Below are 15,123 nucleotides of genomic sequence, written 5' to 3'. Positions count from 1 at the left end.
GAGTTTAAGTAGTCCGACTATCTACTGTCAGGCAATGGTACTGAAAAAGCTGAAATCGTTGCTCGGGTTCGACGACAACGACGAGTCCGACCGGGAGCGCGACATCGGCGTGACGGTCGAGCGCGAACCGGCGGAGTCGCCGGACGCCGAGACGGAGGCGGCGGTGAAAGGCACCGACACGACGACCGAATCCGACGACGAGGATGACTCGGAGACCGAAGCCGACGAGGCGGACACCGACGCTGACGCGGACGGCTCGGCCGACGACGCCGAGTCGACGGACCCGACCGAGGATGCCGACGACGGATCGGCTGCCGACGCCGAGGACGACTCGACCGAAGACACCGACGACGAACCGACCGACGAGGCCGACGCCGAGGACGGCGAGGAGGAACCGGCCGGGGACCCGGTCGACGAGATCAAGGGCATCGGCCCGGCCTACGCCGAGCGGCTCGCCGACGCCGGCATCGAGACGATCACCGAACTCGCCGAGGCCGACCCCGAGTCGGTGGCCGCGGAGACCGACCTCTCGGAGAAGCGGGTCAGCGAGTGGGTCGAGCGGGCGAAGGTCCGGTAAACCGCAACCGAGTTAGTGCCCGTCGCCCCAACTGCGACCGTGACTGACCCGGTGCTCGTGACCGACAGGGCGTCGTATCGACGGACGGCAGCCGCGGCTCCGTCGAACGCCCGCGTTCCGGTCGAGGTCCAAATCCGGGTTTCGGACCCGTTCACCGCGTACCGACGCGCGCGCCGCGGCGACGGCGGGGACGCGTACCTCGCGACGACCGGCGGCCAGTCGGGCTGGGGCCACTTCGCGGTCGACCCGGTCGAGCGAGTGTCGATCGACGTCTCGGATGCCGACGACGACTCCGCGTCCCGTGCGGCAGGGTCACGGTCGCTCGGGGCGCTCGCGGACCTGCTCGACGGCGAGCGCCTCGTCCGTGGGGACTGCGACGTGCCGTACCCCTGCGGCGTCGTCGGCTGGCTCTCCTACGATATCGCCCGCGAACTGGAGGACCTGCCCGACGCGACGGCCGACGACCGCGGCCTGCCGCGCCTGCAGGTCGCGGCGTACGACCGGCTGGCTACATGGGAGGAGCCGCGCGACGGTGATGGGTCGGACGGGGTCGTTCTCCGCGTGACCGCCTGTCCCCGGGTCGACGGCGACCCGGACGACACGTTCGACCGCGGTCGGGATCGCGCGATGGCGCTCGCCCGCGAGGCCGTCGACGGCGACCGCGGCGTCGAACCCCCGCCGGCGGACGCGGACGAGGTGACGTTCGAGAGCGACTGCGGCCGCGAGACGTTCGCCGAGCGCGTACGGACGGTCAAACAGCGGATCCGCGACGGCGAGACGTTCCAGACCAACGTCTCACAGCGGTTGACCGCCCCCGCCGCGGTCCATCCGGTCGCGGCGTTCGACGCGCTCCGCGAGGTGAACCCCGCGCCCTATTCGGCGCTGCTGGAGTTCCCAGGCGTCGACCTGGTGAGCGCCAGCCCCGAACTCCTGCTGGAGCGCGAGGGCGACCGCGTCCGGACGGAGCCGATCGCCGGGACGCGGCCGCGCGGCGACACAGCGGCGGCGGACGAACGGCTCGAAGCCGACCTGACGAGCGACGAGAAGGAGCGCGCAGAGCACGCGATGCTGGTCGACCTGGAGCGCAACGACCTCGGCAAGGTCTGTGCGTACGGCAGCGTCGCGGTCGAGGAGTACCGCCGCGTCGACCGCTACGCCGAGGTGATGCATCTGGTCTCGTCGGTCGCCGGGACGCTGCGGGACGACGCGACGCTCGCCGACGCCGTCGCGGCGACGTTCCCCGGCGGCACGATCACCGGCGCGCCCAAGCCACGGACGATGGCGATCATCGACGAGGTGGAGGCGACCAGACGCGGCCCGTACACCGGCAGCGTCGGGATCTTCGGCTTCGACGGGCGCGCGACACTGAACATCGTCATCCGGACGCTGGTCCGACACGGCGACGAGTACGGCCTGCGCGTCGGGGCGGGCGTCGTCGACGACTCCGACCCCGACAGCGAGTACGACGAGACGCTCGACAAGGCGCGGGCGCTCGTGACCGCCGTCGACGAGGCGCTGGGCGACCGCGCCACGCTCGCAGTAGAGGGCGGCGACGGACGCGATTCCCAGCCGTCGAGCGCGACCACGGACGGTGGTCCGCCGTGATCCTCGTCGTCGACAACTACGACTCCTTCGCGTACAACCTCGTGCAGTACGTCGGCGAGGCGGTGGCCGGAAACCGAGACGGTGTGGACGACGACGCAACCAATGACGGCGTCGTCGTCCGGCGAAACGACGAGATAGACGTCGCCGGGGTCCGCGAGCTGGACCCCGACGGCGTCGTCGTCTCGCCCGGCCCCGGAACGCCGGCAGAGGCCGGCGTCTCGGTGCCGCTGTTCGCGGAGACCGACTACCCGGCGCTCGGCGTCTGTCTCGGCCATCAGGCGCTGTGTGCCGCCCACGGCGCGCAGGTCGGCCACGCGCCGGACGTGGTTCACGGCAAGCCCTCACAGGTCACCCACGACGGCCGGGGCGTGTTCGCTGACCTTGCGGACCCGCTCGAAGCCGGGCGCTACCACTCCCTCGCGGTTGAGCGAGCTGACCTGCCGGCCCCCCTGGTCGAGACGGCCCGGACCGACGACGAGCGCGGCGTCCTGATGGGCGTCCGTCACGAGTCGAAGCCGCACGTCGGCGTCCAGTTCCACCCCGAAAGCATCCTCACCGGCACGGGCGAGCGCGGCGGCGACGACGCCCGTTCGCTCGACGCCGGCAAGCGACTGATCCAGAACTTCGTATGCAGTATCACGTAAACGGCGAACTCGTCCCGGCCGAAGAGGCGACGGTGAGCGTCCGCGACCGCGGGTTCCGGTACGGCGACGCGGCGTTCGAGACGATCCGGGTGTACGGCGGCGAGGTGTTCGAGTGGGGCGCGCATCTCGACCGGCTCCACCGGACCTGCGAGACGCTCGGCATCGACCACGGCGTCTCGGACGCCGACCTGCGGGTTCGCGTTCAGGAGGTGCTCGACGCGAACGGCCTCGCCGATGCGTCCGTCCGCCTCGCGATCACTCGCGGCGTCCAGCCGGGGAAGCTGACGCCGGACCCCGAGGTCGACCCGACGGTCGTCGTGACCGCCGCAGAACTCCCGCGTGGCGGCGTCGACGGGACGCCGGTCCCGGACGGCCCGGCCGACCTCCAGACGGTCAAGACCAGAAAGCCGGACGACGCAGCGCTCCCGTCCGACGCCAAGACGCACAACTACCTGAACGGGATCCTCGCGCGGCGCGAACTGACGGACGGCGACGAGGCGCTCCTGCGCGGTCCAGACGGCTCGGTCGCGGAGGGGGCGACGAGCAACCTCTTTTTCGTCGACAACCGCGGCCTCCACACGCCGAGCGAGGAGCTTCCCATCCTGCCGGGGATCACCCGGGCTGTCGTGCTGGACCTGGCCGAGCGCGAGACGGACGTCCCGAGCCACGCCGGGCGCTACGACCCGGAGGACGTGCGGGAGGCCGACGAGGCGTTCCTGACGAACACGACGTGGGAGGTCCGGCCGGTGGCCACCGTCGACGGCATCGAGGTCGGCGGCGGCCCGGTGACGCAGCTGCTGTCGAAGCTGTTCGACAGGCTCGTCGAGCGCCGCCACTACGAGTAGCGCGGCCAACCGTTGGCGTGCGCGCCGGTCGCTTTCGCACGATTCAAACCCTCGGCGCGGCTGGGAGGCGTATGGACGAGGCCGACCGGATCGCGGACGTGGACGCGGTGCCCGACGACGGGACCCTGCTCTGTTCCGTCCGGGACGGGTTCGACGAGGACGAGGTGATCCTGACGCGACTGGGCGGCGACGGCTCGGTTGCCGCCTGGCGCAACTACTGCCCGCACTGGACCGACGTCCGCCTCGACAGGGGATCCGGCGCGTCGGTTCGGGACGGCGAACTGCTCTGTGCGAAACACGGTGCGACGTTCCGGCCGGGCGACGGCGAGTGCACACACGGCCCCTGCGAGGGGGCCAATCTGGACCCCGTCGACGTGACCGTCGCCGACGGCGGAGTGTACCTCACCGACGACCGCTTCGAGTTCGACGGGATCGGCCCGGCGAGCGACGTGGATCTCTCTACCGGGAGTCGAATCGACTTCTCCGGTAACTAGCGGCTTCGGCGGACGGAGGGCGGTCTCACCGCCGCCGTCAGAGGTCCCGCGAGACGCCGAGGTTCAGCAGTTCCCCGCCGCACTCGCTACATCGTCCGGCGTCGGCGGCACCGGTCCGCGCCCCGCATTCGAAACATTCGTACACCGTCTCGTTGCTGGTCACGTTAGTCGGTCGCATATTCAGCCATATGGTGTGGGAAGGGTTAACGTGAACCCTAAAACGCCTAGAACACTCCAATGTCGTCCCAGGGCCCTTCGTCCTCGGAACTGGACGGACGGGAGGAAGTCACTCGATCCGGAACGACGGCTCCGCGACGGCCTCGCTCTTGCACTCGGGGCAGCGAGACGGGCGGTTGGCGGGGTCGTCGAAGTCCGAGAACCCGCAGTCCCGACACTCGGGGGGCGCGACCAGAAGCTGCTCGCCGGTGCCGTCGAGCGACTTCGCGACGTGCTCGACGTGGGTCAGTGCGGTGTCGGTCGTCACGTCGAACTCGGCCGCGAGCGCGCTCGCGGAGAGCGTCTCCCCGCGGAGTCGGTCGGCGATCCGCTCGCGAGTGGTTGCGTCGGCCTCGCGCATGGAGGAACCGAACGGCTCGGGGATCATAGGTCTTGCAGGCGACTGCGGGACGGGGCCGGACGCGGTCAGTCCGCGCTTCCCGGCGGCCGGGCCGTCGCGAACGCGCCGAGGTCCGCATCGATATCGACCTCCGCGGGCGAGTCGTACGGGCGGTCGACGACGATGTCGCCCGCGCTGGAGCGACCGACGCCCGGCAGCGCGCGGAGTTCGTCCATCGTTGCGCTGTTCACGTCCAGCGGGTGGGGAACGCCCGTCACCGAGCGGTAGCCGTGGTCGACGACGGCCACGTCGATCGTCCGGCCGAGTTCGCGCTCGCCGGGGATGCCGACGAGCAGGGGGTAGGTGCCGAGCTGGCGGCCGAACGTCTTGCCGTCCTGGTGGTACTCCAGATGCACGTCCGGCAGGACGGTGCCCGGCGGCGCGACGCGCTGGAGCATCGGGTTGTCGACCGTCTCCCGGACCTCCTCCTTGTACTGCTGGAACAGCTGCTTGTGATCCTTCGCCAGATCCGCACCGGTCTCGGCCATGTCGGTGCCCTCGAAGGCCATCACCTGCCGGATGTTCACCCGGCGGAGCATCAGCCCCTCGTCGTACACGCGCCGGAGGAACCGCTTGTTGTGCTCGAACGTCTCCTCGCGTTCGCCCTTCAGCCCGTGGAGCAGGTTGATGCCGGGCAGGAGCTTCGGGAGGCGGTTCGGTGCGTCGTCGCCGGTGGAGGGGCCGCGGGGTCGTTCGCCGTCGTCCCCTTCGCCCGGCCGCCAGCCGGCCTCCTCGTTGACGATCCGGACGGCCTCGAAGCACTCCTCGGCGGTGACGTTCAGGTTGTTCTCCTCCTGAACGACGGGGTCGGCCGACTCCAGGCCGAACGCGGCGGTGTCGCCGGGCGTGTTGTGCTCGGCGATGACGCGGATCCCCTCGCGGGCCAGGTCCGGCCACTCGACGACGGTGATGGGGTTCATGTTGTCGAGGTGGAGCGTCTCCAGGTCGGGAGCGACCTCGCGGATGCCGCCGTACAGGTCACGGAGGGCGTCGGGGTTGGGCTTCTCGCCGTCGCCGCCGTAGGCGAGGATGTCGGCCTGCCGGCCGAGCCGGAAGTGCTCGACGCCGCGGTCCGAGAGGGCGTCCACCTCGTCCACGACGGACTCGGGCGGCCGGAAGTCCGGGTCGCCGTACATCGGCTCCGTGCAGAACGAACAGCGGTACGGACAGCCCCGCGAGGTCTCCAGTTCGGCGATGAGGTAGTCCGGGTGGTTGGGATGCTGTTCGACGACGAAGGCCCCTTTCCGCGCCCAGCGCGTCTCCTCGGGGACGCCGCGGTATCGGTCCTCGAACCCCTCCAGCCCGTTGTCGACGATGTCGTGGGCCGCCGCCTCCACGTCGGCCATCGCCAGGAAGTCGAAGTCCAGGTCGTCCCGGGCCGTCTCGCTCGCGCCCTCGTTCGCCTCGCCGACGCCGAAGCGGACGGGGCCGCCCATCATCGAGACGCCGTCGGCGGTCCAGGCGAGTTCGCGCACCTCGTCCGGTTCGGCGGGGGTGCCGCCGACGTACTTGCCGGGGACGGTCATCCCGCCGATGTAGACGAACAGGTCGGCGTCGGCCACGTCGCGCCAGCGGTTGCGGTCGTCGCGCAGTTCGTCGATGGTGTGGTACGTAATCCGCTCGGGCGGCACGCCGGCGTCGACGAGCGCGCCCGCCGTGTACCGCGGGTACGTCGAGACGTACGGCGGGACCCCGAAGTGGGCCGGCTCGTCGACGTAGCCGTCGACGAGCGTCACGTCCAGGTTCGCGGGGTCGGTCATACGCCGGCGTACACGCTCGACGGGTAAAACGGGTGCGATGCGGCGGGCAGTGCAGTCGGCGGATTTTACTCGCTCGCGACGGTTCCCACGACCGATGCCCTCAACGCGACGCGACACCCTCCGACTCGCCGGTGCCGGGGCGGTCGCCGCCCTCGCGGGCTGTAGCAGCGTCCTCGGCGGCGACTCCTCAGGATTGACGACCGACGACGGAGCCGACCCCTCCCCGGCCCGGCGATGGCTCTACGACCCGACGGACTACGAGGACCAGACCTCGATGACGGCGACGTTCCAGTCGCCCGCCCGGCTGACTGCCGCGAGCGACCACCTCGCCGGCGAACTCTCCCCGGAGGTGCCCGGTCTTCGGTTCGACGCGACGCTGCCGCCCGATGAAACGGAGTGGTCCGTCCTCGCCGCCTCGCCGCTGTTCGAGGGCCCGTCGCTGTTCGCCTGCGGCGGGCGCTTCGACGCGGAGACGGCCGCCGCGAACGCCGACGTCTACACGAACACGGACCGGGACCCGACCGGCGAGGAGTCGGTCGGTGACTTCTCCGTCCGCCACTACGGCGACGACAGGCACGGTGCCTCCCGGGCGGGGACAGTGGTCTCCGCGAGCGCCGTCGACGCCGACGACTTCCGATCGCTGTTGCGGACCGACGAGACGCTCGTCGACTCCGTCGCCGGCTCGGAGTCGCTGGTCGCCCGCACGGGCTTCGACGAGGCGGCCACGTTCGCGCTGACCCGCAACGCCGACGCCGGCGAGTGGACCGGCTGGGGTGTGGGCTACGATATCGGCGGCGCGGAGACGCGGGTGACGCGGACCGAACTCCGGACCGACCGCGACGGCGACGCGGTCCGGGCGCTCGCCGAGGCCGTCGACGGCCTCACCGACATCGGTTCGGGTGAGCAAGACAACCTGGCGTGGGCCGAGGGGCGCGCGCCGACCGACGCCCTGGCGTTCGACGGCCGGCTGTTCGAGCTCATGGAACTGCCCTTCGGTGAGGGCTGACGACAGCCGGGTTCGGCCGGGTTTCGCCCTCCGTAAGCCCCTTTTCCGTCGCACGCGAACGGACGGGTATGCCGAAGACCGAGGAGATCAAGTGTACCAACGACGACTGCGAGCTGGACATGTTCGAGAACCACTACACGTACGACGTGCCCGAGGACCTCGGCTTGGACGACCTCGTCTGCCCGTACTGTGCGGAGACCGAGGGGCTCGAACTCATCGAACTGTAGCGCGCAGGATTTAGGCGGCTGGACGACGTAGGATCGGTCAATGACCCTACGAGAGATCGGCAAGTCGGTGACCGACACCGTGGTCAAGCAGGTCGGCCGGGCGACCAGTCGCCTGCAGGAATCGCGGTCACTCGCCGCGGACGTACTGGAGAGCGACGACGCCGTCCTCGTCGTGTTCGACGCGCCGGGGGCGACGGGGAGCGACGTGCAGGTGCGCTTCGCCGATGGCGCGGTGCTGGTCCGCGTCGACCGGTTCCGCGACTACCACGAGGGGTTCGAGATGCTGTTCCCCGGGCGCGGACTCTCGCTCGACGGCCGGGCGAAGCTTCCTGACGGCGTGAACGTCGACGCCGAGAGCGCGACGGCGACGCTGACCGACACGGGCGAACTCCACGTCCACCTCCCGAAAGCCGAGTCCGACGACGGCTCCGCGGCGGTCGAGACGACCGTCGACCCGGACGACGCCTGATCCTCGCCTGAGGCGGCCGCCTTACTCCTCGACGGTCATCCCCTCGACGATTTCGAACTCCTCGTCGCCGGTGAAGCGCGTCGGGTCGAACGCCGGGACCCCCTCGCCGCCGAGCACCTGCTCCGCGACCGCCTCGGCCAGCGCCGGGGCGCGCATGAACCCGTGGCCCTGGAACCCGCAGGCGACGAACAGGCCGTCCCGGACCTCGCCCAGCAGGGGGTCGCGGTCCGGCGTCGCACAGCAGAGGCCGGCCCACGCCTCCGTCACGTCCACGTCGTCGCCCGTCCGGGCGGCGATCCCCTCGCGGGTCGCTTCGACGAACGCGTCGTCGGCGTCGCGCGCCCAGTCGTCCGGGTCGCTCTCGAACTCCTCCGTCCCGTCGCCGGCGAGCAGGCCGTCGCCGTACGGCCGGAGGTAGAACCCGCCCGTCGCGTCGTAGGTCAGCGGCACGTCCGGGCCGTCGGCGGTCGTCAGCGCCTGCACGCGGTACGGCTTCAGCGCGACCGAAACGCCGGCCTCGGCGAGCAGCCGCTTCGTGTGCGCGCCGGCGGCGACGAGCACCGCGTCGAACGCGCGGTCCTCGCCGTCGACCGCGACGCCCACCGGATCGGTCGTCACGCTCGCGACGGCGTTCGGCTCGACGCTCGCACCGGCGGCCTCGGCCTTCGACGCGAGCAGCGGGGGGTACGTCTCGGGATACACCCGCCCCGCGTCCCGCGCGACCGCGGCGACCGCCACGTCGTCGGTCCGGAGCGCGGACCACTCCGCCGCCAGTTCGTCGGCGTCCAGCAGGGAGACGTCCCGGCCGTGGTCCCGCATCCGGGGCACCTGCTCGCGGATAGCGCTCGCACGCTTCTCGTCGCCCTCGCGGGCGAGCCAGACGTACGGCGTCTCGCGGAACGCGAAGTCGCCCTCGCCGGAGAACTCGCGGAACCGCTCGACCGCGCGGTCGGCCACGCGGGCGTCCACGTCCTCGGCGAAGGCGTCGTACACGATGCCCGCGGCGCGGCCGGTGCTGCCGCTCGCTATCTCGCCGCGCTCGAACAGCGTCACGTCCGCGCCCCGCTCGGCCAGGTCGTACGCGGCCGTCGCGCCGACCGCGCCGCCGCCCACGACTGCAACGTGTGTCATGCGTGACGGTGCGGCCGGCAGGTACTTGGACGTAGCGCCGTCGTCGCGCGGAAATCGCGGCAGAAAAAACCGGGTCGCTGCGCTCAGTTTACTCCAGATCGAAGCGGTCGAGCGTCATGACCTTGTGCCACGCGTCGGCGAAGTCCTGCACGAACTGCTCCTCGCCGTCGGCGGCCGCGTACACGTCCGCGATGGCGCGGAGCCGTGCGTTCGACCCGAACACGAGGTCGAGGCGGGTGGCGTCCCACGCGACCTCGCCGGTATCGCGGTCGCGCACCTCGTACGCGTACTCGCCGTCCGCGGACTCCTCCCACTCGTAGCCCATGTCGGTCAGGTTCACGAAGAACTCGTTGGTGAGCGTCCCCGGCTCCTCGACGAAGGCGGGCTCGGCGTCGCCGTGGGTCGCGCCCAGCGCGCGCAGGCCGCCGGCCAGCACGGTCATCTCGCTGGCCGTCAGGTTCAGGAGGTCGGCCCTGTCCACGAGCAGTTCCTCGGGCTGCCGGGTGAGGTCGTCGCCGATGTAGTTCCGGAACCCGTCGACCTTCGGCTTCAGCGCCTCGAAGGACTCCTCGTCGGTCTGCTCCGCGGCGGCGTCGACGCGGCCCGGCTCGAACGGGACCTCGACGTCGTAGCCCGCGTCGGCCGCGGCCTGCTCGACGCCCGCGGCACCGCCGAGGACGATGAGGTCGGCGAGCGAGACGCGCGTGTCGTCTCCCTGCGAGGCGTTGAACTCCTCCTGGATCCCTTCGAGGGTCTGGAGGGCGTGGGTCAGCTCCTCGGGTTCGTTGACGGCCCAGCTCTTCTGGGGTTCGAGGCGGAGGCGCGCGCCGTTCGCGCCGCCGCGCTTGTCGCTGTCGCGGTACGTCGACGCCGACGCCCACGCGGTCTTGACGAGCTGCTGGACGGTCAGGTCCGAGTCACGCAGTTCCGCCTTGAGCTCCTCGGCGTCGGCCTCGTCGATCGTGTCGTAGTCGGCGTCCGGCAGGGGGTCCTGCCAGATCATCTCCTCGTCGGGCACCTCGGGGCCGAGGAACCGCTCCGGCGGGCCCATGTCACGGTGCGTGAGCTTGTACCACGCCTTCGCGAAGTTCATCCCGAACTCCATCGGGTTCTCCTGGAACTCCTCGATGATCTCGCGGTAGTCGGGGTCGCGCTTCAGCGCGATGTCCGTCGTGAGCATCATCGGCGTCACCGACTCCTCGTCGTCGTGGGCGTCGGGCGCGGAGTCCTGCAGGTCCTCGTCGACCGGGACCCACTGCCACGCACCGCCGGGGCCCTTCTGTGCGGCCCACTCGTAGTCGAGGAGGTTGTCGAGGTAGCCCGTGTCCCACTCGGTCGGTGACTGCGTCCAGGGGCCCTCGATGCCGCTGGTGATCGTGTCGCCGCCCTTGCCGGTGCCGTGTTCGTTCTCCCAGCCGAGGCCCTGCTGTTCGATGGGGGCGGCCTCCGGCTCGGGACCGAGGTTCTCGTCGGGGTCGTCCGCGCCGTGGACCTTCCCGAAGGTGTGGCCGCCGGCGATGAGCGCCGCGGTCTCCTTGTCGTTCATCGCCATCCGGCTGAACGTCTGCCGGATGTTCTCCGCCGACAGCTCGGGGTCGGGGTTCCCGTCCGGCCCCTCGGGGTTGACGTAGATGAGCCCCATGACGGACGCGCCGAGTCCCTCCTGGATCTCGCCGGCCTCGTCGAAGCGCTCCTGGGTGTCCATCTCGTCCTCCGGCCCCCAGTCGACGGAGTCGTCGGGGCGGTAGTCGTCCTCGCGGCCGCCCGCGAAGCCGAACGTCCGGAACCCCATCGACTCGATGGCGACGTTCCCGGCGAGCACGATCAGGTCCGACCACGAGAGCTTCCGGCCGTACTTCTGCTTGACTGGTTCGAGCAGGCGGCGCGCCTTGTCGAGGTTCGCGTTGTCCGGCCAGCTGTTCAGGGGCGCGAAGCGCTGTCGGCCGCCGGCCGCGCCGCCGCGACCGTCGGCTGTTCGGTACGTCCCGGCGCTGTGCCACGCCATCCGGATGAACAGCGGCCCGTAGTGGCCGTAGTCGGCCGGCCACCAGTCCTGTGTGGTCGTCATGACCGCCTCGATGTCCTCTTTCACCGCGTCGAGGTCGAGCTCCTCGAACTCCTCGGCGTAGTCGTAGCCCTCGTCCATGGGGCCGACGGTTCCCGCGTTCTGGTCGAGAATGTCCAAGTTCAACTGGTTCGGCCACCAGTCCTGGGTAGATCGTTGCATCATCGGATAGTTGTTCTATCGCCTGTTAAGATTGTCTATTCATAATGAAGTCTTCGTGCCACGGAAAGCGTTTTATTGGGTTTGTGAACCCCTCGGGAGACGATCCGTCACCGGGTCCACCACGGGTCGGCCAGTTCTCCGGGACCGTCCGCGTTGTACCAGTCCCCGGGACGGACGCACCGCTGCAAGCCAGTCGGGTCGGACGGCGAGTGCCGGGCTACGCGCCGCCGGCGAACGCGTCGACGCCGCGGGCGGGGTAGCCGACGACGGTCGTCGCGCCGGCGTCCTTCAGGTCGGCGACGCGCTCGCGGACTGTCTCGCGGGAGCCGACCAGCGCGTAGTCCCGGACGGCCTTCGACAGCACCTCGCGGGCGCGGCCCGTGGCGGCGCTGTCGGTCGGTGCGCCGTCGGGGAGCGCCCGCGCCACCGGCTTGCGGCGCGCGGCGTAGTCGCCGACCGCGTCGAGGACGGCGTCCTCGTCGTCGGTGAGCACGGTCGGCGCGTACACCGCCACCTCCTCGGCGAGCCCGGCGTCGCGCAGGGCGCGCAGGTCACGTTCGGTCGTTCGGGAGAGCAGTTCGTACTGGGTGCCGCCCGCCGCCAGCGCGATGCGCTCGACGCCCTCGGTGCCGACCCAGGCGTCCGGGAAGCGCTCGACGGCCTCGCCGAGGCGCGGCGCGACGGCGCGGGCCGCCTCCGCCTCGCTCAGGTAGGCGGGGTGGCCCGCGACGAGGACGCGCCGGACGCCGTCGGGGAGGCCGTCGGAGAGCGAGTCGTCGCCGAGCGGGTCGAACCCGTCGGCCCGGACCGGCGTGGTGACGAGCACCTCGCGGTCCGCGGCCAGCGCCGCGAGCGTCTCGGCGTCCGGGAGGTGGTCCCGGCCCTCGTAGTCGACGGCGACGGTGTCGACCGGCAGCTCCGCCGCTCGCTCGACGCGACACTCCGACGGTTTCAGCGCGACTGCGTCGAGGCCGGCAAGGGCGGTCTCGGCGCTGGTCAGCATCGGCGGTCACCTCTCATGCAGGGAGAACTATCGTCCGCGCGGAACGCGATCCATCGTCTGTGCGACCATGTGGACCGTACTGGGAGAGCGACGCGCAAAAGGGTATCGTTCGGGGCGAAGCTCCGCGGAGCCGCGTCGCGCCGCTTCTGGACACATCCACCGGCGCTCAGTCGGCCCGCGAATCGGGGTCGATCCGCTCGGGCGCGCGCCAGTCGGTCGTCAGCTCGAAGAAGTCGACGACGATGCGGCCGGTCGCCCCCCAGACGGTGTAGCCGTCCACCCGGAAGTAGTGGATCACGACCTCGCCGTAGTGGGGGTGGTCGCGGCGCTCGTGGTCGTAGTTGTCCCCGTCGAGCATGGCCGCGACCGGCAGCACCGCGATCTCGGCAACCTCGTCGTCGTTCGGGACGTACTCGCGGTCGGGGACGCGGGCGACGAAGGGCGTCACCGAGTACTCGGTGATCGTCCGGATGTCGTCTATCTGCCCCATGACCTCGGTCTCGTCGGCCCGGAGACCGATCTCCTCGTCGGCCTCGCGGAGCGCGGTCGCCCGCAGCCCGTCGTCCTCGGGTTCGCGCCCGCCCCCCGGGAAGCTCATCTGCCCGGGATGCTCGCCCAGGTGTTCGGCCCGCTTCGTGAAGAGGAGGTGTGCCTCGCCGTCCCGCTCGACGACCGGGATGAGCACGGCGGCGTCGTACTTCTCGCCGGTCACCCGCCGCGGGGCGTGCTCGGCGACGCGGGCCAGGTCCAGTTGCATCTCCTGATAGGGGTTCGGGCCCGACTCCCCTTAGAGTCGCCGGTCCAGACGTGCCCGCGTCCCGTCGAGCGACACCGGGGCCCACGCCTCCACGTCGTAGCAGACGTCGAGCAGGGCCGCGATCCGCTCCTCGTCGTCGCCGGCCAGCGCCGCGTCGGCGTCCGCCGCCACGCGCTCGCGGACCGCCTCGCCGAGCGCCGCGCGGTCGACGCTCCGCTCGTCGACGTCCATGATGTGGGGGAGGTCCTCGGCGTTCGGCGGGAGCGTCGGGAACGCCGTCGGACCGGCGACCAGCAGGCCGTCGTGCTCGACGAGCGCGTACGCCTCGACGCCCGAATCGATCGCGTCGTCGGCGTCGTCTGCGTCGAACTCGTCGCCGCGGCGGTAGGCCAGTTCGGACAGCGCCGTCCGGAGTTCCTCGCGGGTCAGCGCGCCGAACAGGTCGACGACCCCCGCGAGTTCGTCGTGGGTCGGCGCGGCGGCCTCGTCGTCGGTATCCATACCGTCCCCATGCGCGGCCCCCCGAATGAGGCTTCCGGGAGCGCCGGTCAGCGGCCCCCGCCGGTCACGCGCTCGATCGCCTCGGCGGAGGCGCCGGCGACCGTCTCGGGCGCGATCGCCGTCTCGGACCACGCGGGCAGGCGGTCGTCCGCGCCCGGTTCCTCGACCGCGTCGGCGTACGCCGCCACCTGCTCGCGCTCGGCCGCCGGGTCGTAGTCGAGGCCGTTGAACGACGCGTCGGCGGCGTACTGGCGGACGAGCGCCCCGGCGGCGTCGCGGTAGCGTTCGGGCAGCGTCCCGTAGTCGGGGGAGACGCCGCCCGCCTCGACGACCCGGAACAGCGCCGCGCCGACCTGTCGGGCCATGTCGGCAAGCCCCGTCGGACCCGAAACAGAACGGTGGTCGTGCTCGTGGCGACCCAGGTCGACCTGTGCGGTGCCGGCGAAGCCGGCGTGTTCGAACGCGTCGCCGAGCGTGCCGACCTCCAGCCCCCAGGCGCGCTGGGCGCGGAGGTCCCGCGCGAGGTCGGCGGTCATGGCGAACTCGCCGGCGAGCGCGTAGCGGAACGCGGCGAGGTAGTCGAGCACCGGCACGTCGTGGGCGTCGGCGAGCGCGCGCACCAGCGGCGCGTAGAACAGCCGGAACAGCCGGCCGTACAGCCGGCCGTTCTCCACGCGGGCGTAGTACCCCTTCGAGAACGCGTGGCCGTCGGCGAGCGGCGCGAGCAGGCGCGGGACGTGGCTCGCAGAGTACGTCGTCGCGTCGGCGTCGTGGACCGCGACGTAGTCGGCGGTTTCGCTCGCGACGCCGAGCGCCAGCCACACGTCCCGGCCCTTGCCGAAGCCGTCGTCGAGGCCGGCGTCGTCGAGCACCGCCTCGACGCCGGGCGCGTTGCACCACAGCAGTTCGGTCGGCGCGTCGAAGGTGTCGAGCCACTCCACGAACGCCGGGACGCGGTCGGCGGGCGCACGGAGAGGGACGACGACCCGGGCGGGGTCGACCTCGGCGAGCGTCGTCAGGACGTGCTCGGCGGCCAGTCCGGCGTGCTCCCGGTCGGTCATCGGGACGACGACCGCGCTCCGGTCGGTCGGGGCCGCCGGCGTCGGGTCGTCGAACGCGTGGAGCGTCGTGATCCGCTCCTGAACGTACTCCATCAGACACGGCTTGGTCTACACGATGAAAACGGCGGCGACTCGCGGTCGCGTCGTCTGGGAGTTGCTCTCACTGCGTCCCGGTGCTCGCCAGCACCGGTACCGGCAGA

The 15,123-nt window shown here is 71.3% G+C and carries 17 protein-coding genes; 8 read left to right on the top strand and 9 right to left on the bottom strand.

Annotation, left to right across the window (positions count from 1 at the left end):
- The first annotated feature begins 34 nt into the window (after nt 1-34).
- From D8896_RS11490 to D8896_RS11470, 5 genes are all read left to right on the top strand, one after another.
- Nucleotides 35-577: a helix-hairpin-helix domain-containing protein gene (locus D8896_RS11490; protein WP_121822244.1), complete on the top strand. Its 543-nt coding sequence runs from the start codon at nt 35-37 to the stop codon at nt 575-577.
- Between the two features lie 39 nt (nt 578-616).
- Nucleotides 617-2,182: an aminodeoxychorismate synthase, component I gene (gene pabB, locus D8896_RS11485; RefSeq protein ID WP_121822243.1), complete on the top strand. Its 1,566-nt coding sequence runs from the start codon at nt 617-619 to the stop codon at nt 2,180-2,182.
- Entirely contained in the window at nt 2,179-2,826 is a 648-nt protein-coding gene (locus tag D8896_RS11480; protein ID WP_121822242.1) for an anthranilate synthase component II, read from the top strand. The genes pabB and D8896_RS11480 overlap by 4 nt, the downstream gene beginning before the upstream one ends.
- Nucleotides 2,811-3,671, top strand: a complete 861-nt coding sequence (locus tag D8896_RS11475) for an aminotransferase class IV (RefSeq protein ID WP_121822241.1) — start codon at nt 2,811-2,813, stop codon at nt 3,669-3,671. The genes D8896_RS11480 and D8896_RS11475 overlap by 16 nt, the downstream gene beginning before the upstream one ends.
- 71 nt (nt 3,672-3,742) lie before the next feature.
- Nucleotides 3,743-4,165: a Rieske (2Fe-2S) protein gene (locus D8896_RS11470; protein ID WP_121822240.1), complete on the top strand. Its 423-nt coding sequence runs from the start codon at nt 3,743-3,745 to the stop codon at nt 4,163-4,165.
- A gap of 37 nt (nt 4,166-4,202) precedes the next feature.
- On the opposite strand, the gene D8896_RS11465 is transcribed toward D8896_RS11470, so the two are convergent.
- From D8896_RS11465 to D8896_RS11455, 3 genes are all read right to left on the bottom strand, one after another.
- Complete coding sequence (locus tag D8896_RS11465) at nt 4,203-4,343, bottom strand: rubrerythrin-like domain-containing protein (RefSeq protein WP_121822239.1); 141 nt, start codon at nt 4,341-4,343, stop codon at nt 4,203-4,205.
- 108 nt (nt 4,344-4,451) lie between these two features.
- A complete protein-coding gene (locus tag D8896_RS11460; protein WP_121822238.1) occupies nt 4,452-4,742 on the bottom strand; it encodes a transcriptional regulator in 291 nt (96 codons plus the stop codon).
- 65 nt (nt 4,743-4,807) lie between these two features.
- Nucleotides 4,808-6,541, bottom strand: coding sequence for a radical SAM protein (locus D8896_RS11455; RefSeq protein ID WP_121822237.1), 1,734 nt, complete (start codon nt 6,539-6,541; stop codon nt 4,808-4,810).
- Between the two features lie 94 nt (nt 6,542-6,635).
- Between D8896_RS11455 and D8896_RS11450 the strand changes: the two genes are divergently transcribed.
- From D8896_RS11450 to D8896_RS11445, 3 genes are all read left to right on the top strand, one after another.
- Nucleotides 6,636-7,547 carry a hypothetical protein gene (locus D8896_RS11450; protein ID WP_121822236.1) on the top strand — a complete coding sequence of 304 codons (912 nt, stop codon included), beginning with the start codon at nt 6,636-6,638 and terminating at the stop codon, nt 7,545-7,547.
- 68 nt (nt 7,548-7,615) lie between these two features.
- A complete protein-coding gene (locus tag D8896_RS19415; protein ID WP_162991542.1) occupies nt 7,616-7,774 on the top strand; it encodes a DUF7559 family protein in 159 nt (52 codons plus the stop codon).
- Between the two features lie 40 nt (nt 7,775-7,814).
- Nucleotides 7,815-8,243: an Hsp20/alpha crystallin family protein gene (locus D8896_RS11445; protein WP_121822235.1), complete on the top strand. Its 429-nt coding sequence runs from the start codon at nt 7,815-7,817 to the stop codon at nt 8,241-8,243.
- A gap of 21 nt (nt 8,244-8,264) precedes the next feature.
- On the opposite strand, the gene D8896_RS11440 is transcribed toward D8896_RS11445, so the two are convergent.
- The 6 genes from D8896_RS11440 to D8896_RS11415 form a co-directional block, all read right to left on the bottom strand.
- Nucleotides 8,265-9,374, bottom strand: coding sequence for an NAD(P)/FAD-dependent oxidoreductase (locus D8896_RS11440; protein WP_121822234.1), 1,110 nt, complete (start codon nt 9,372-9,374; stop codon nt 8,265-8,267).
- Between the two features lie 88 nt (nt 9,375-9,462).
- On the bottom strand, nt 9,463-11,601 hold the full coding sequence (gene katG, locus D8896_RS11435) for a catalase/peroxidase HPI (protein ID WP_121822233.1): 2,139 nt from the start codon (nt 11,599-11,601) through the stop codon (nt 9,463-9,465).
- Nucleotides 11,602-11,818: 217 nt separating this feature from the next.
- The gene (locus D8896_RS11430; RefSeq protein WP_121822232.1) at nt 11,819-12,604 is read right to left on the bottom strand and encodes a DUF7388 family protein; all 786 of its coding nucleotides are present in this window, start codon (nt 12,602-12,604) and stop codon (nt 11,819-11,821) included.
- 166 nt (nt 12,605-12,770) lie between these two features.
- Nucleotides 12,771-13,361 carry an NUDIX hydrolase gene (locus D8896_RS11425; protein WP_121822231.1) on the bottom strand — a complete coding sequence of 197 codons (591 nt, stop codon included), beginning with the start codon at nt 13,359-13,361 and terminating at the stop codon, nt 12,771-12,773.
- 30 nt (nt 13,362-13,391) lie between these two features.
- Nucleotides 13,392-13,862: a DUF7109 family protein gene (locus tag D8896_RS11420; protein ID WP_121822230.1), complete on the bottom strand. Its 471-nt coding sequence runs from the start codon at nt 13,860-13,862 to the stop codon at nt 13,392-13,394.
- A gap of 47 nt (nt 13,863-13,909) precedes the next feature.
- Nucleotides 13,910-15,016 (bottom strand): glycosyltransferase family protein, encoded by a 1,107-nt coding sequence (locus D8896_RS11415; RefSeq protein ID WP_121822229.1) that lies wholly within the window; start codon nt 15,014-15,016, stop codon nt 13,910-13,912.
- Nucleotides 15,017-15,123 lie beyond the last annotated feature (107 nt).

It is taken from the genome of Halostella salina (assembly GCF_003675855.1).
In the GTDB taxonomy this organism is placed as follows: Archaea; Halobacteriota; Halobacteria; order Halobacteriales; family Natronoarchaeaceae; genus Halostella; species Halostella salina.
The sequence above is the reverse complement of the archived record's forward strand: the minus strand, read 5'-3'. Positions and strand labels throughout refer to the sequence as shown.

Bases quoted from the DNA above. Each gene is read 5' to 3' on its own strand.
- D8896_RS11490 (WP_121822244.1), top strand. From the start codon at position 35: ATGGTACTGAAAAAGCTGAAATCGTTGCTCGGGTTCGACGACAACGAC.
- D8896_RS11475 (WP_121822241.1), top strand. From the start codon at position 2,811: ATGCAGTATCACGTAAACGGCGAACTCGTCCCGGCCGAAGAGGCGACG.
- D8896_RS11470 (WP_121822240.1), top strand. From the start codon at position 3,743: ATGGACGAGGCCGACCGGATCGCGGACGTGGACGCGGTGCCCGACGAC.
- D8896_RS11465 (WP_121822239.1), bottom strand. From the start codon at position 4,343: ATGCGACCGACTAACGTGACCAGCAACGAGACGGTGTACGAATGTTTC.
- D8896_RS11460 (WP_121822238.1), bottom strand. From the start codon at position 4,742: ATGCGCGAGGCCGACGCAACCACTCGCGAGCGGATCGCCGACCGACTC.
- D8896_RS11455 (WP_121822237.1), bottom strand. From the start codon at position 6,541: ATGACCGACCCCGCGAACCTGGACGTGACGCTCGTCGACGGCTACGTC.
- D8896_RS11450 (WP_121822236.1), top strand. From the start codon at position 6,636: ATGCCCTCAACGCGACGCGACACCCTCCGACTCGCCGGTGCCGGGGCG.
- D8896_RS19415 (WP_162991542.1), top strand. From the start codon at position 7,616: ATGCCGAAGACCGAGGAGATCAAGTGTACCAACGACGACTGCGAGCTG.
- D8896_RS11445 (WP_121822235.1), top strand. From the start codon at position 7,815: ATGACCCTACGAGAGATCGGCAAGTCGGTGACCGACACCGTGGTCAAG.
- D8896_RS11440 (WP_121822234.1), bottom strand. From the start codon at position 9,374: ATGACACACGTTGCAGTCGTGGGCGGCGGCGCGGTCGGCGCGACGGCC.
- katG (WP_121822233.1), bottom strand. From the start codon at position 11,601: ATGCAACGATCTACCCAGGACTGGTGGCCGAACCAGTTGAACTTGGAC.
- D8896_RS11430 (WP_121822232.1), bottom strand. From the start codon at position 12,604: ATGCTGACCAGCGCCGAGACCGCCCTTGCCGGCCTCGACGCAGTCGCG.
- D8896_RS11425 (WP_121822231.1), bottom strand. From the start codon at position 13,361: ATGCAACTGGACCTGGCCCGCGTCGCCGAGCACGCCCCGCGGCGGGTG.
- D8896_RS11420 (WP_121822230.1), bottom strand. From the start codon at position 13,862: ATGGATACCGACGACGAGGCCGCCGCGCCGACCCACGACGAACTCGCG.
- D8896_RS11415 (WP_121822229.1), bottom strand. From the start codon at position 15,016: ATGGAGTACGTTCAGGAGCGGATCACGACGCTCCACGCGTTCGACGAC.